Source organism: Micromonospora rubida (assembly GCF_009908295.1).
Classification (GTDB): domain Bacteria; phylum Actinomycetota; class Actinomycetes; order Mycobacteriales; family Micromonosporaceae; genus Micromonospora; species Micromonospora rubida.
This window is the reverse complement of sequence record NZ_JAAALO010000001.1, coordinates 845470-861819: the sequence shown is the minus strand read 5'-3', so window position 1 is coordinate 861819 and position 16350 is coordinate 845470. Positions and strand designations below refer to the sequence as shown.

1 protein-coding gene and 1 pseudogene are annotated in these 16350 nt (G+C 76.1%); both read left to right on the top strand.

Annotation, left to right across the window (positions count from 1 at the left end; all coding sequences use genetic code 11):
* Positions 1-20: 20 nt before the first annotated feature.
* Positions 21-6935, top strand: coding sequence for an SDR family NAD(P)-dependent oxidoreductase (locus GVV04_RS33820; RefSeq protein WP_161684320.1), 6915 nt, complete (start codon positions 21-23; stop codon positions 6933-6935).
* Positions 6936-6970: 35 nt separating this feature from the next.
* Positions 6971-16219 (top strand): annotated as a pseudogene (locus tag GVV04_RS32735) (SDR family NAD(P)-dependent oxidoreductase); the annotation flags it as partial.
* Between the last annotated feature and the right edge of the window lie 131 nt (positions 16220-16350).

The following is a 16350-nucleotide window of genomic DNA, read 5'->3' as shown; positions in this document are numbered from 1 at the left end:
TGCCTGCCGGGAGGGAACAGATGGACGCGTTGGACGGACTGACCTGCACAGTGCTGGTGCGCGGAACCGATCCGGTGCTGCGCGACCACCGCGTGTACGGCACGCGCATCCTGCCCGGCGTGTCGTTCCTCGACATGATCTACCGGATCCTGCGCGCACGGGGCGTCGACACCGCCCGCGCCGAGCTGCGCCGGGTGCTGTTCCGTACGCCGGTCGCGGCCGGGGTGGACTTCGACACCACGCTGACCCTGCGCTTCACCGCGTCCGGCGGGCACCACCTGGTCTCGGTCACCGGCACCCGCCGGCCGTCGGGGGTCGCCGAGCCGGTCCTGGACTGCCAGCTCCACCTGGATCTGCCCTTCCCGGCGCACGTCATCGACCTGGCCGGGGTCCGGGCGCGGGCGAACCGCACGGTGGACATGGCGGAGCTGTACGCGACGGTCCGGGCCACCGGCATCGAACACGGGGACTTCATGCGGGCCCGGGGCATCCTGCACGTCGGCGCGGGGGAGCTGCTGGCGGACCTGTCGCTGGCTCCGCAGGCCGCCGGGTACGCCGACTACTTCCACCTGCACCCGGCCGCGCTGGACTCGTCGACGCTGTTGCCGACGCAGTTCGCCACCGGTGTGGTCGGCGCGGCGGCCCGGCCGTACATCCCGATGCTGATCGAGTCGTTCCGGGCCCGGGGGCCGATCGGGGGGCGGAACCTGGTGCACACCACGCCGCCCCGCCCCGCCGGCCCGGACGGCGACCTCACCACCTGCGACATCAGCTTCCACGAACCGGACGGCGGCACTGTCCTGTGGCTGCGTGGCCTGACCTCCAAACGGGTCCGGGACGAGGCCGCCATCACCCGGTTGCGGGGTGCGCCGCCGCGACCGCCGCGTTCCGCGTCCGGCATCGTGCGTGGGCTGGTCGCCGAGCGCCTCGGCAGCGCGGAGTTCGACGAGGAGGCCGGCTTCTACGAGCTGGGCCTCGACTCCGGGGCGCTGCTCGGCGTCGCCGGGGACCTCGAACGGGTCTACGGCACCGACTTCTCGCCGACGCTGCTCTTCGAGCACAACACGTTCGCCGCGCTGGTCGGGCACCTCGGGGCGTACGAGCCGGTGGGCGGCGGGCGGCCGGTGTCGAGCGGAGCGGCTGCCGACGGGTCGACCGAGGCTCCGGCCGACGTGCCGGCGGAGGTGGTGTGGTTCGAGCCGACCTGGCGGACGACGCCGCTGCCCTCCGTCCCGCCGCCGGCGTCCGTGCTGACCGTCGACGCGGCCACGCCGAGATCCTGGCCGGCGCTGCTGGCCGCGAACGACGCCCGGGACGTGCTCTGGCTCCCGGCCGACCCGCAGGACCTCGACCGTGAGGCCGTCGCCCTGACCGGGTTCGCCGCCGCAGTGCTCCGGGCGGGAAGGGGACCGCTCCGGCTGGTGTGCCACCTTCCGGTCGACGCGCCGGTCGCGGCCGTGGCCGGCCTGTTCCGGACCCTCGTCCGCGAGCAGCCGAACGCCCGAGCGGCCGTGGTGCGGTCGCCACGGCGGGCCGACGCGCTGGCGGAGCTGGCCGCCGGCGTGCCCGACGTGGACGTCCGGTACGCGGCCGGCGAACGCCAGGTCCGGGTCTTCTCGCCGATGCCGGCGCCGGACCGGCCGGCTCGGCTGCGGCACCGCGGCGTGTACCTGATCACGGGGGGTCTGGGCGGGGTGGGCCTGGCTCTGGCCCGGAACCTGGCGCGGACGGTCGCGGCGCGGCTGGTGCTCTGCGGCCGGACGGCCGCCGACCCGGCGGTGACCGCTGAACTGACCGGCCTCGGCGCCGAGGTCGTCACGGTGGTCGCGGACGTGACCCGGGGCGACGAGGTACGCCGTGCGGTCGACACCGCCGTGGACACGTTCGGCGCGCTGCACGGCGTCGTGCACGCCGCCGGTGTTCTGCGCGACGGGCTGATCGTGGGCAAGGCCCCCGAGGACGTCCGGGCGGTGCTGGCGCCCAAGACAGCCGGAGCGCGTCATCTTCACGACGCCACCAGCCACCTCGACATGGACTTCCTGGTGCTCTGCTCGTCCACGGCCGCGGTGTGGGGCAACCCCGGTCAGGCCGACTACTCCTGCGCCAACGCCTACCTGGACGGCTTCGCCGAGGGCAAGCCGGACGTCGTGTCGGTGGCCTGGCCGGCGTGGGCCGACGGAGGCATGCCGGTCGACACCGCCGGCCTGCGGCGGATGGGGCTGCGGGCCATGGACACCCCGACGGCGGTGGAGATCCTGCTGCGCTCGGTGGGGAGCGGCCGGTCGCACGTGGTGGCCCTCGTCGGCGACCCGGCCATGATCACCGCCCAGTTCGTGCAGGCCACCGCCGCCGTTGGGGGTGCCGCCGCCGAAAGCACCGCCGCCGGGAACGCAGCCGTGGCCACCGCCGCCGTCCCGGGGCCCGCGTCGGCCGACGTCGACGACGCGGTCGCCATCGTGGGCATCAGCGGCCGCTATCCGATGGCCCGTGACCTGGACGAGTTCTGGGCCAACCTGCGCGCCGGCCGCGACTGCGTCACCGAGGTCCCCGCGGACCGGTGGGACCACCGTGCGATCCACGCCGAGAGCAAGGGCGTCCCCGGGCGGTCGTACGGCAGGTGGGGCGGTTTCGTCGACGGGGTCGACGAGTTCGACGCCTCCTTCTTCCACATCTCGCCGAACGAGGCCGCGGTGCTGGATCCGCAGGAGCGGCTCTTCCTCCAGGAGGCGTGGCACGCGTTCGAGGAGGCCGGGCACGCGCCCTCGGCCTGGCGGGGGCGGGCCGTGGGGGTGTTCGCCGGGGTGATGTACAACCAGTACCAACTCCACGGAGTCCGCGACGAACCGGGCCTGGTGCCCTCCTCGTTCAGCGCGTCCATCGCCAACCGGGTCTCGTTCTTCCTCGACCTTCGGGGGCCGAGCATCGCGCTGGACTCGATGTGCTCGTCGTCGCTGACGACGATCCACCTCGCCGTCGACGCGATCCGGCGCGGGGAGTGCGAGGCGGCCCTGGCCGGCGGGGTCAACCTCGCCGTCCACCCCAACAAGTACCTGCTGTTGAGTCAGTCGTCCTTCCTCTCCACCGACGGCCGGTGCCGCGCCTTCGGCACCGGCGGGGACGGCTACGTCCCCGGTGAGGGCGTCGGGGTGGTGCTGCTGCGACCGCTGCGGGACGCGCTGCGCGACGGCGACCACGTGCACGCGGTCGTTCGGGGCACCGCCCTGAACCACGGCGGCCGTACCGCGGGCTTCTCCGTGCCCAACCCGGCGTCGCAGGCCGCGCTCGTCGCGGAGTCGCTGGCCCGGTCCGCCGTGGACCCGGCGGAGATCGGCTACGTCGAGGCGCACGGCACCGGCACCAGCCTCGGCGACCCGATCGAGGTCGCCGCGCTGGAACAGGCCTTCGACCGTGTCGGTGCCGGTCGTGGCCCGTGGCCGCTCGGTTCGATCAAGTCGAACATCGGCCACCTCGAATCGGCGGCGGGGATCGCCGCGGTCACCAAGGTCGTGCTGCAACTGCGCCACCGGGAACTGGTGCCGTCCCTGCACGCCGAGCCGCTCAACCCCACCGTGGACTGGGCCAGGTCACGGTTCCGCGTGCAGCGGAGCACGGAGCCCTGGGCCTCGTGCGGTGGCGCCCCACGGGCCGCCGCGATCAGTTCCTTCGGCGCGGGCGGCGCGAACGCGCACGTCGTCCTCGCCGAGCATCGTGTGGCGGTGCCGGAGCCCGAGCCGGTCGAGCCCCGGCTCTTCGTCCTCTCCGCCAAGGACGGCACCCGGCTCGACGAACTGGTGGCGGGGCTGCTGGCGCGTCTGGAGCGGCCCGGCGGGGACGTCCCCGCCATCCTCGCGGCGATCCTGACCGGGGTCGTGGGCTTTCCGGTCGACCCGGACGAGCCCCTGGCGGAGCTGGGGCTGGACTACCCGAAGCTGGTGGAGCTGGGCCACCGCGTGGAGGAGACCTTCGACGTCCGGCCGCCGATCGACGGGGAGAGCACCCTGACCGACCTGGCGGCCCGGATCGGCGCGGCCGTCCCGGCCGGGGACCCGGCGGCGCTCGCGTTCACCCTCTGGGACGGGCGCGACCATCTCGACGAGCGCCTCGCCGTCGTCGCCACGTCCACCGCCGAGTTCGTCGAGGCCCTGCGCACCGGCGTCGGCTGCCACCGGGGGAGACGACAGCGGCCCCCCGCCCCGGCAGCCGGCGACGACCTGCCCGCGCTCGCCCGTGCCTGGGTGACGGGCGCCGAGGTCACGATCCCGTCGCCCGCACGTCCGCGTCGGCTCTCGCTGCCCGGCTACCCGTTCGCTCGGGACCGCCACTGGGTGGACGCCGGCCCACGGGCCACCCGGGCGAGGGCCGAACTCGTCGAACTGCCGGACGGTGACGTCCTCACGGCGAGGACGTCACCGGCGGACCAGCCGTGGCTGGCCGACCACACCATCGACGGCGTCGCGCTCGTCCCCGGAACGTTCCTCGTCGAGCTGGCTCTCCACGCGGGAACCCGGCTCGGCTGCCCCCGGTTGACCGAGCTGGTGACCGAGACCCCGCTGCCCTTCGGCGACGCCGACCTCCGGTTCACCGTACGGCCGCCCGGCGCGACCGGGGAGCGGAGCTTCGAGCTGCACGCCCGGCCCACCGACGGCCCGTGGACCCGGCACGTGACGGGAGCCCTCGCCCCAGCCCGAGACGACGTGGCGGCGGGTGCCAGCCCCCCGGGGCCGGCGTCCGTCGCCACGGTGCCGCTCCCCGCCGACGCCGAGGAGGTCGACGTCGCCGACCTCTACCAGTCGATCGGGTACGGCCCCGCCTTCCAGGGCCTGCGCCGCGCCTGGCGGGCCGCCGACACGGTCTGGGCCGACGTGGTGGTGCCCGGCGGGGACGCGGGGCCGTACCTGCTGCACCCGGTGCTGCTCGACGCCGCCCTGCACGCGGTGGCGGTCGGCGGGTTCCTCCCCGGCGATCGCGCGTACCTGCCGTTCGCGTGGTCCGGCGTGCGGGTGCACACCCCCGGCGTGACGGCCGCCCGGGCCCAGGTGACCCGGATCCGGCCCGACACGGTCGCGGTGCGGCTCGTCGACGCGTCCGGAGCGCCGGTGGCGTCGGTCGACTCGGTCGCGCTGCGCCCGGCCGGGGCACCCGCCGACCCCCTCTACCGCGTCGACTGGGTGCCGGTCGACGTCCCCGACCCGGACCCGGACCCGCACTACGCGGTCGTCGGCGCCGACCCGGCCGGCGTCGACGCCGCGCTGCGCGCGTGCGGGGTGCGGGTGACCCGGGCGGAGAGCCTGCCCGAGCTGTGCGAGGTGCCGCCGGTGGTCGTTCTTCCGGTCGGCCCCGGCGGGGCGACGGCCGACGCCGCGCACACGCTCACCCGGCAGGCCCTCGACCGGGTACGGCAGTGGCTGGCCGACGACCGGTTCGCCGCCGCCCGACTGGTCTTCGTCACCGCCGACCCGGACCCCGCCACGGCCGCGGCCTGGGGCCTGGTGCGCTCCGCGCAGTCCGAACACCCGGGCCGGTTCACGCTCGTCGACACCGACGACATCGGATCGCTGCCCCGCGCGTTGGCGTCCGACGAGCCCCAGCTGTCGGTGCGCGGCGGCCGGATACTCGCCGCCCGGTTGGTGCGTACGCCGACCGTGGCGGCGCCCGAGCGGCGCATCCCCGGCACCGTCCTCGTCACCGGCGGCAGCGGCGCCCTCGCCGGGCCGGTCGTCCGCCACCTGGTCGAGCGGTACGGGGTCCGGGATCTCCTGCTGGTCAGCCGCAGCGGCCGGGTCAGCGCCGACCTGGCCGACCTGTCCGGGCTGGACGCCCGGGTCGAGGTCGCCGCCTGCGACGTCGCCGACCGCGCCAGGCTCGCGGCGACGCTGGCGGGCCGGTCGGTCACGATGGTGCTGCACGCCGCGGGTGTGCTCGACGACGGGGTGATCACCGCGCTCGACGCGGAGCGGCTCGACGCCGTGTTCCGCCCGAAGGTGGACGGCGCGGCGAACCTCGCCGATCTGCTCCCCGACGCCGAACTGGTGCTCTTCTCCTCCGCCGCGGGCGTGTTCGGCGGGCCGGGCCAGGCGAACTACGCGGCGGCCAACGCGTACCTCGACGCGCTCGCCCGGCATCGCGTCGCGGTTGGCGGGCGGGCCGTCTCCCTGGCCTGGGGCCCGTGGGCCATCACGGAGGGCATGACGGTCGACCGCCACCGGCTGGAACGCGGCGGCATCGACCTGCTCCCGGTCGACGCGGCGCTACGCCTGTTCGACGCCGCCCTCGCCGGCCCGAATGCGGGCGTCGTCCCGGTCCGGTTGAGTCCGGGCCGGGCCGCCGTCGTCCCGCACCTGCTGCGGGGCCTCCAACGGGCCGCGCCGGTCGGTGCAGCCGACCAGGGCGGTCGGCTCCTCGGTGGTGACGGCCTCGCCCGGCTCGACCCGGACGAGCGGCGGGCCCGGCTGTCCACGCTGGTCCGCGGTGCGGCGGCCGCGGTGCTCGGCTACTCCGGCCCCGCCGCGATCGAGTCGGACCGGTCGTTCCAGGAACTCGGCTTCGACTCGCTGAGTTCGGTGGAGTTCCGCAACCGGCTCGGTGCCGCGCTCGGCCTGCCGTTGGAGGCGACGCTGGTCTTCGACCACCCCACCCCGGCCGACCTGACCGCCCACCTGGACGAACGCTTCTCCGGCGAGGCCTCGGCCAGTGATCTCCCCGGGCTCTTCGCCGCCTTCGACCGGATCGCCGCCGCGCTGGCCGGGGCCGCCACGGACGACCAGGCGCGCGACCGTGCGGCACGCCGGGTCCGCGGCCTGCTCGCCGAACTGACACCGGGCGCCGCGACCGGACCGGTGGCGGCCTTCGACACCGCCACAGACGACGAGGTGTTCGCCCTGATCGACGCCGAACTCGGCGGCCCGCTTCCGGAGCTGGAGGAGCGAATCCGATGAGCAACGAGGAGAAGCTGCGGGAGTACCTGCGGCGGGTCACGGCGGAGTTGCAGTCGACGCGCCGCCGGCTGCGCGAGGTCGAGGAACGAGCCGCCGAGCCGGTCGCGATCGTCGGCATGGCGTGCCGCTACCCCGGCGGTGTCGGATCACCGGACGAGCTGTGGGACCTGGTCGCGGAGGGCCGGGACGGGATCACCCCGTTCCCCGGAAACCGTGGCTGGGACCTGGACGCGCTCTACCACCCGGACCCCGACCATCCCGGCACCAGCACCGTCCGGGCGGGCGGCTTCCTGCACGACGCGGGGGACTTCGACGCCGGTTTCTTCGGCATCTCCCCCAGGGAGGCCCTCTTCACCGACCCGCAGCAGCGGCTCGTCCTGCGGGCCTCGTGGGAGGCGGTGGAACGCGCCGGCCTGGACCCGACCGCGCTGCGCGAGACCCGTACCGGGGTGTTCACCGGGGTGATGCACCACGACTACCCGGGCTCGCAGGGCGCGGGCAGCGTCGTCTCCGGGCGGGTGTCGTACCAGCTCGGCCTGCGTGGCCCCGCCGTCACGGTGGACACCGCCTGCTCCTCGTCGCTGGTCGCGCTCCACCTCGCCGTCCGCGCGCTGCGCCGGGGCGAGTGCGAGCTGGCCCTGGTCGGCGGCGCGACGGTGATGGCCGCCCCGGACGCCTTCGTCGAGTTCAGCAGGCAACGCGGGCTGGCCCCGGACGGCCGGTGCAAGCCGTTCGCGGCGGCGGCCGACGGCACGGCCTGGTCGGAGGGGGTGGGGGTGCTCGTCGTGGAGCGCCTCTCGGCCGCGCTGGCCGCCGGTCGGCGGGTGCTCGCGGTCGTGCGGGGCACCGCGGTCAACTCCGATGGCGCGAGCAACGGGCTGACCGCGCCCAACGGCCCCGCCCAGCAGCGGGTGATCCGGGAGGCCCTGGTGGACGCGGGGCTCACCCCCGCGCAGGTCGACGCGGTGGAGGCGCACGGCACCGGCACCCCACTCGGTGACCCGGTGGAGGCGCAGGCCGTGCTTGCCGTCTACGGCGGGGACCGGACGAGCCCGCTGCGCCTCGGTTCCGTCAAGTCGAACCTGGGGCACACGCAGGCCGCCGCGGGCGTCGCCGGGATCATCAAGATGGTCATGGCGATGCGCCACGGCGTACTGCCCCGGACGGTGCACCTGGACGCGCCGACCCCGCACGTGGACTGGTCGGCGGGGGCGGTGCAGTTGCTCGCCGCCGACGTCCCGTGGCCGGTCGGGGACGCGCCCCGAAGGGCGGCCGTGTCCTCGTTCGGCGTCAGCGGCACGAACGCGCACGTGGTGCTGGAGGAGCCGCCCGCCCAGGTCGAGGACCCGATCCCGGGCGCCGAGCCGGCCGCCGGGGGCGGGGCGGCGGCGCGCGACACCTCGTGGCCGTGGGCCTGGACGGTCTCCGGCCGGTCGTCCGCCGGCCTGCGCGCCCAGGCCGCCGCGCTGGCCGGGTACCTGACCGACCGACCCGACCCGGATCCGGGCGACGTGGCGTTCTCGCTGGCCACCACGCGCGCCGCGCACGAGTACCGGGCGGTCGTCTGCGGCGCGGACCGGCCCGCGCTCCTGGCCGGGCTGGCCGAGCTGGCCGCCGGCCGGCCGTCGCCCACGGTGGTGGAGGGCGGCACCGGGCCGTCGGGTGGCGTGGCCTTCCTCTTCCCCGGACAGGGGTCCCAGTGGCGGGACATGGCGGTGCGCCTGCTGGACACCAACGCGGTGTTCCGGGAGCGGATCGCCGAGTGCGAGGCCGCGTTGGCCCCGTACGTCGACGTGGAGCTGACGGCCGTGCTGCGCGGCGCCCCCGGCCTCGACCGGATCGACGTGGTCCAGCCCGTCCTCTTCGCGGTGATGGTGGCCCTGGCGGACGTGTGGCGGTCGGTCGGGGTCCGACCAGCCGCGGTCGTCGGCCACAGCCAGGGCGAGATCGCCGCCGCGTGCGTGGCCGGAGCCCTGACCGTCGCGGACGCCGCGCGGGTCGTGGCGCTGCGCAGCCGGGCCCTGGTGGCGATCACCGGCCTGGGCGGCATGATGTCGGTCGCGCTCCCCGCCGACGAGGTTCGGGACCGGCTGCGCCGGTGGGACGGGCGGCTGGCGGTGGCCGCGGTCAACGGCGCCACGTCGGTGGTCGTCTCCGGTGACACCGACGCGCTCGACGAACTCCTCGCCGCCTGCGAGGCCGACGAGGTGCGGGCCCGGCGGGTGGACGTGGACTACGCCTCGCACAGCCCACACGTGGAGGCCGTCCGCGCCGAGGTGCTGGAGGCGCTCGCCCCGGTGCTCCCGCGCGCCCCCGAGGTGCCCTTCTTCTCCTCCGTGGAGGGCCGGTGGATCGACCGCGACGACGCGTTCGACGCGGACTACTGGTACCGCAACCTGCGCGAGTCGGTGCGCTTCGACGAGGCGGTGACCGCGCTGGTCCACCGCGGCTGCACCACCCTGCTGGAGGTCAGCCCGCATCCGGTGGTCACCCCGGGCGCGCAGGAGACCGTCGACGCCCTGGGCGCCGACGTCGCCGTCGTGCACACGTTGCGCCGGGACGAGGGCGGTCCGGAGCAGTTGCTGAACTCGCTGGCGCACCTGCACGTCCGGGGCGTACGCCCGGACTGGTCGGTGGTGTGGCCGGGCGCGCGTCTCGTCGAGCTTCCCACCACCGCCTTCGTCACCGAGTCGTACTGGTTGCCGCCGGCCACCGGCGGCGGTGCCGCGACCGCCGTCGGCCTCGACGCCGTCGAGCACCCCTTCCTCCGCGCCGCCCTGCCCGGAGCCGACGGGCTCGTGCTGACCGGGCGGCTCTCCGTGGCCGGCGCGCCGTGGCTGGCACACCACGTGGTGGAGGGGCACGTCGTGCTCCCCGGCGCGGCGGTGGCGGAGATCGCGGCGAGGGCCGGTGAGGAGGTCGGCTGCGCGCTGGTCGACCAGCTCACCCTGCTCACGCCGATCGTGCTTCCCGGTGACGCCGATCTCCGACTGCGGATCGACGTCACCGGGCCGGGCGAGGACGGGTCACGCCGGCTCACGCTGTACGCCCGGACGGCAGGGGGTCATTGGACCTCGTACGCCAGCGCCGTCCTGATGCCCGGCGGCGACCCGCCCCCGCAGGCGGACGTCGCCTGGCCGCCGCCCGGCGCGGAGCCGCTCGACGTCGAGGAGCTGTACGCGCGGCTGGACGGTGTCGGCCTCCGGTACGGGCCCACCTTCCGGGGGGTCCGGGCGATGTGGCGGGGCCGGGACGGCGAACTCTTCGCCGAGGTCGTGCTCCCCGGCGTCGAGCCCGGTGGCTTCCGCGTCCATCCGGCGCTGCTCGACGCCTGCCTGCACCCCGTGGCGCTCGGTGGGTTCCTCACCGGGGCGCAGGACCGCCCCTCGTTGCCGTTCGAGTGGACGGGCCTGCGGGTGCACGCGGTCGGCGCGGACGCCGTCCGGGTGACCCTCCGCGCCGCCGGCCCCGACGCCGTCCGGGTGGAACTCGCCGACCCGGCCGGGGCGCCTGTCGCGTCGGTGGACGCGCTGACCCTGAGCCCGCTGCCGGAGGGCGCGCTGGGCCGGCCGGACCGTGGTGACCTGCTGCGCCCGCTCCGGGTGCCCCGGCCGCTGCCCGACGAGGCGGCGGAGTACGCGGTCGCGGACCCGGACCTCGCGGCGCTGCTCGGCCGCCGGCCCACGGCCGACGTCGCGCCGTTCGTGCTGGTCCCGGCCCCGTCCGGCGAGCCGACGGACGCCGTGACGCGCGCGCTCGCCCTGGTGCGGGAGTGGTTGGGCGACGAACGCAGCACGGCGTCGACGCTGGTCGTGGTGACCCGCCGGGTGCTCGACGACGTGGCGGAGGCGGCGGTGGCGGGTCTGGTGCGGTCCGCGCAGATCGAGCACCCCGACCGCTTCATGCTGCTGGACCTGGCGGATGGCGACGCCGCCACGCTCACCCTGGTCCCCGCCGCGCTGGCGGCCGGCGAGCCGCAGGTCGCGCTCGGCGCCGGCCGGGCGACCGTGCCGCGACTGGTCCGGGTCGCCCCGGTCACGGGCACGCCGGGCGATCTCGGCCGGACCCTGGTGACCGGGGCGTCGGGGACGCTGGGCCGGCTCGTCGCCCGGCACGTGGTGCGGGCCCTCGGCGTGCGGGACCTCGTCCTGGCCAGCCGGCGCGGGCCACGGGCTCCGGGCGCGGCCGAGCTCGCCGAGGAGCTGACCGGCCTCGGCGCCCGGGTCGAGGTCGTGGCGTGCGACGTGGCCGACAGGGCCGCGGTGGCGCGGCTGGTCGACGCGGGCGGCTTCAGCACGGTGCTGCACGCCGCCGGGGTGCTCGACGACGCCCTGGTGACCGACCTGACCCCCGAGCGCCTCGCCCGGGTGCTGCGGCCGAAGCTCGACGCCGCGTGGCACCTGCACGAGCTGCTGCCCGGGGCGCGGCTGGTCCTCTTCTCCTCGGCGGCCGGCGTGCTCGGTGGTCTCGGGCAGGCCAACTACGCGGCGGCCAACGCCGGGCTGGACGCGCTGGCCCGGCTCCGCCACGCCCAGGGGCTGCCCGGCATTTCGCTCGCGTGGGGGCTCTGGGCCGCCGGGAGCGGGATGACGGACGGTGCCGACCGGGCCCGGTTCGACCGTTCCGGCTTCCCACCGCTGCCGAGCGAGGACGCGCTGGCCGCCCTGGACGCCGCCCTGACCTCGCCCGATCCGGTGCTCGCGCCGATCCGGCTCGACCTCGCCGCCCTGCGGGCCCAGGGGTCGGCCGTGCCCGCGCCCCTGGCCGGCATCGCGGGTGCGCCGGCCCGCCGGGCGGCCACCCGGGGCGGACCGGGCACCGATTCCGAACTCGCCGGCCAACTCGCGGGCCGGGTCCCGGCCGATCGGCAGCGGATACTGCTCGACCTGGTCGTCGGCCATGCGGCTGCGGTGCTCGGGTACGCGTCGTCGGACCTGATCGATCCGGACCGGGTGTTCCGGGACGCGGGGTTCGGGTCGCTCAGCGCGGTCCAGTTGCGCAACCGGCTCGCCACCGCCACTGGGCTGCGGCTCCCGGCCACCCTGGTGTTCGACCACCCCACGCCCACCGCGCTGGCGCGTCACCTGGACGACCGGCTCGCGGGGACCGGGGCGGTGGCCCCGGCGTCGGCCCGGGGCGGAACGTCGGACCCGGACGACCCGGTGGTGCTCGTGGGGATCGGCTGCCGGCTTCCCGGGGGGATCCGCACCCCGGAAGACCTGTGGGAGCTGCTCGTCGCCGAGCGTGCGGGCATCGGCCCGTTCCCCGGGGACCGGGGTTGGCCGCTGGATCGCCTGTACGACCCCGATCCCGACGCGGCCGGCACCTCCTACACCCGGCACGGCGGCTTCCTCGCCGACGTCGCCGCGTTCGACGCCGCCTTCTTCGGGGTGTCACCGCGCGAGGCCGTGGCGATGGACCCGCAGCAGCGGCTGCTGCTGGAGACGGTCTGGGAGACCTGCGAGGACGCCGGCATCGATCCCACCACGCTGCGGGGCAGCCCGACCGGGGTGTTCCTGGGCGCGATGTTCCAGGACTACGCGCGGCTGCTGGAGGGCGCGTCCGCCGAGGGCTTCCTCGCGCCCGGGGTGGGTGGCGGCGTGCTCTCCGGGCGGGTGGCGTACACGTTTGGGCTGGAGGGCCCGACGATCACCGTCGACACGGCCTGTTCGTCGTCCCTGACCGCGCTCCACCTCGCCGCGCAGGCGATCCGGGCGGGGGAGTGCGACCTCGCGTTCGCCGGCGGGGTGACGGTGCTCGCCACACCGGCGGTGTTCGTCGAGTTCAGCCGGCAACGCGGGCTCGCCGCCGACGGCCGGTGCAAGCCCTTCGCCGCGGCGGCCGACGGTACGGCGCTGGGCGAGGGCGTCGGGGTGGTGCTCGTGGAACGGCTGTCGCGCGCCCGTGCGCACGGCCACCGGGTGCTCGCCGTCCTGCGCGGCAGCGCCGTGAACGCCGACGGGGCGAGCAACGGGCTCACCGCCCCGAACGGTCGGGCGCAGGAGCAGGTGATCCGCGCGGCGCTGGCCGCCGGTGGGCTGCGCCCGGCCGACGTGGACGCCGTCGAGGCACACGGCACGGGCACCGCGCTCGGCGACCCCATCGAGGCGCAGGCCGTGCTGGCCGTCTACGGCCGGGACCGGCCGGGGCCGCTCTGGCTGGGGTCGCTCAAGTCCAACCTGGGTCACCTCCAGGCGGCGGCCGGCATCGCCGGCGTCATCAAGTCGGTGCTGGCGATCAGGAACGGGCTGCTGCCGCGCAGCCTGCACGTCGACGAGCCGACGCCGCACGTGGACTGGGCCCAGGGCGACGTGGCCCTGCTCTCCTCGGCGCAGCCGTGGCCGGAGCGTCCGGGACCGCGGCGCATGGGGGTGTCGTCGTTCGGCATCAGCGGCACGAACGTCCATGTGGTGATCGAGCAGGCGCCGCCGGCCGTGGACAGCGGGCCGGGGCGACCGCCCCTGGACGGGGTGCCGTGGCTGCTGTCGGCGCGCTCCGAGGCGGCCCTCAGCGCGCAGGCGACCCGCCTGCTGGAGCTGGACCGGGCCACCGACCCGGCCACCGTGGCCTGCTCCCTGGCCACCACCCGGGCCGCCCACCGACACCGGGCGATGGTCACCGGCGCCGACGGGGAGACGCTGCGCGCGGGCCTGGCGGCGTTGGCCGCCGGTCGCCCGGCACCCGGCGCCCTGCGGGCGACCGCCGGCCGGCAGCGGCTGGCGCTGCTCTTCGCCGGTCAGGGCAGTCAGCTTCCCGGGATGGGTCGGGGCCTGTACGAGGCGTTCCCGGCGTTCGCCGACGCCTTCGACGAGGTGTGCGCGCACTTCTCGCTCGACACCCCGCTGCGGGAGGTGGTGTTCGGGCGCACGGAGCTGCTCGACCGCACCGAGTACACCCAGCCGGCGATCTTCGCCGTCCAGGTGGCCCAGTTCAGGCTCCTGTCGTCGTGGGGCGTGGCCCCCGATGTCCTGATCGGCCACTCGATCGGCGAGCTCTCCGCGGCCTGCGTCTGCGGGATGCTGTCCCTCGCCGACGCGGCCACGCTCGTGGCCGCGCGCGGCCACGCCCTGGGCGCTCTGCCCCCCGGCGGGGCGATGGTGTCGGTGCGGGCCGCCGAGGAGGAGGTCCTCCCGCTCCTGGCCGACCGGGACGGGGTGTCGATCGCCGCCGTGAACGGGCCGCGGGCGGTGGTGCTCTCCGGCGACGAGGACGCCGTGCTGACGGTGGCCGACGAGCTCTCCGCCCGGGGTCACCGTAGCCGTCGCCTGCGGGTCGGTGTCGCGTTCCACTCGCACCGGGTCGATCCGGTGCTCGCCGGGTTCCGCGCGGTCGCCGAGACCCTGCGGTTCGAGCTGCCGCGGATTCCGATCGTCTCCACCGTGCGGACCGACGAGAAGATGGGTGGGCCCGCGTACTGGGTCGACCAGCTGCGCGGGCCGGTCCGCTTCGCCGACGCCGTGCGGGAGGCCCGGGAACAGGGCGTCACCGCCTTCGCCGAGGTCGGGCCGGACGCGGTACTCGCGCCGGCCGCCGAGGCGTGTCTTCCGGACGCGCCGGTACGCCCGGTGGCGCTGCTGCGGCGGGACCGCCCGGACGTGCGCGCCGTCACCGAGGCGCTCGGCGCCCTGCACACGCATGGCGTGCACGTCGACTGGCCGGCCGTCCACGCGGGACGCGCGGCGCGTCGGGTGCCGCTGCCGAGGTACCCGTTCCGTAGCCGCCGTTACTGGCCCGAGGCCGCCGCGATCCCCACGGTGGCCGCGACCGGCCCACTGTCCGCCACGGCGATGGCGTCCGCGACCGGCCCGCTGTCCGCCACCGCGATGATGGCCGCGACCGATCCGTTCTGGTCGGCGGTCGACGGTGGCGACGTCGCGACCGCGCTCAGGCGACTGGATCTGAGTGGCGACGCGACGCCGGCCCAGGTCCTCTCCGCCCTGAGCCGGCTGCGGTCCGGGGTGGTGCCCCCGGTCCGGCAGCGGGCGAGCTGGCGTCGAGTGCCGGACGGTCCACCCGTGGTCCTGGCCCGGGACGTGCTGCTGGTCGCCCCACCTGCCGGCGGTGAGGACCTGGCCGACGCGGTCGCCGGCGCCCTGACGAGGCACGGAGCCCGCGTACGGGTGGGTGGTGTCGAGCCGCCGGACCTGGTGGTCGCGCTCCCCGGTGCCGAGCCGGTCGCCGGGCCCGGCGTACCGTGCTGGACCCTCACCCAGGGTGGGGCCGGTGGCGATGGCGACCACGTGGTGGCCCTGCCGCTGGAGGTCGACGGCCGGGCCCGGGCCCGGCTCTGCGCGGTGGTCGCCGCCGGGCACCGGGACACGCGGATCCGACCGGACGGCGTGTTCGTGCGTGAGTACGAGACGGCGCGGACCGCCGACCGGTGGCAGCCGCACGGGGACGTGCTGGTCGCCGGTCCCACGGACGAGCTGACCGGGGCCCTGGTGGCCGCGGTGCTGCGGGGCGGCGCCCGCTGCCTGGTGGCCGGGGACACGCCCTGCCCACCCGGCGCGGTCAGGGTCACGGACGTCGCGGAGCCGCCGTCCCTCACGGCGGCGGTCGTCCGCGCCGGCACCGAACTCGCGGACGTGACCGCGCCGCTGGTCGCAATCGTGTCGATGGGACGCCGGGTGGACCCGCGATCGGAGGAGGACGTCGCGCGGGGCCGGGCCTCGGTCGCCGTGGCGGTGGATCCCGAACTCGATCCCCGGTCCGCGGTGCTCGGCGTGTGGGAGGCCATGGCGGCCGGCGACCCGGCCGTACGGCTCGTCGCAGCCCCGCCCGCGCCCGCGCCGGCCCTCGTTGCCGTTCCCGACCCGGTTCCCGCACCCGCACCCGCACCCGGGTCCGGGTCCGCGTCGGGAGGCCCGGTGGATCCAGCGCCTCCGCGACATGATCCACAGGCCCCGGGGCCCCCACCGGAGGCCGAGCCCGCAGCCGTACCCGAGCCGCACGCCGGTGCGGGCGAATCCGTGCCTGACGGCGCGGGGCGGGCCGAGCTGCGGGTGACGTTGACGACGCTGCCCCGCGACCGCTGGGACGCCGCCGTGCTGGGCGGCGTTCGCACGCTGGCGGCGGCGGTGCTGGGACACGACTCCGCCGCCGAGATCGGCGTCGACGAGGAGTTCCTCGATCTGGGCCTGTCGTCGGTGACCGCGCTCGAGCTGCGCAGCCACCTTGGCGGATTTACCGGCCTGGATCTGGCGGCGGACGTGCTGTACGAGTGTCCGACGCCGCGCGCGTTGACCGATCTGGTGCTCGCGCGACTCGCGACGGAAATCGGGTGACCTGACTGACTTGAGAATGCGTGAAGTCGTGCCGGATTCGGGGGTTTGTTTGGCCTGAACCTCATTCCTGAAACCGTGCGTATCGGGTGTCGCCACTGCTGGCGTCACCCGGTAAGCCATGCCAGTTTGCC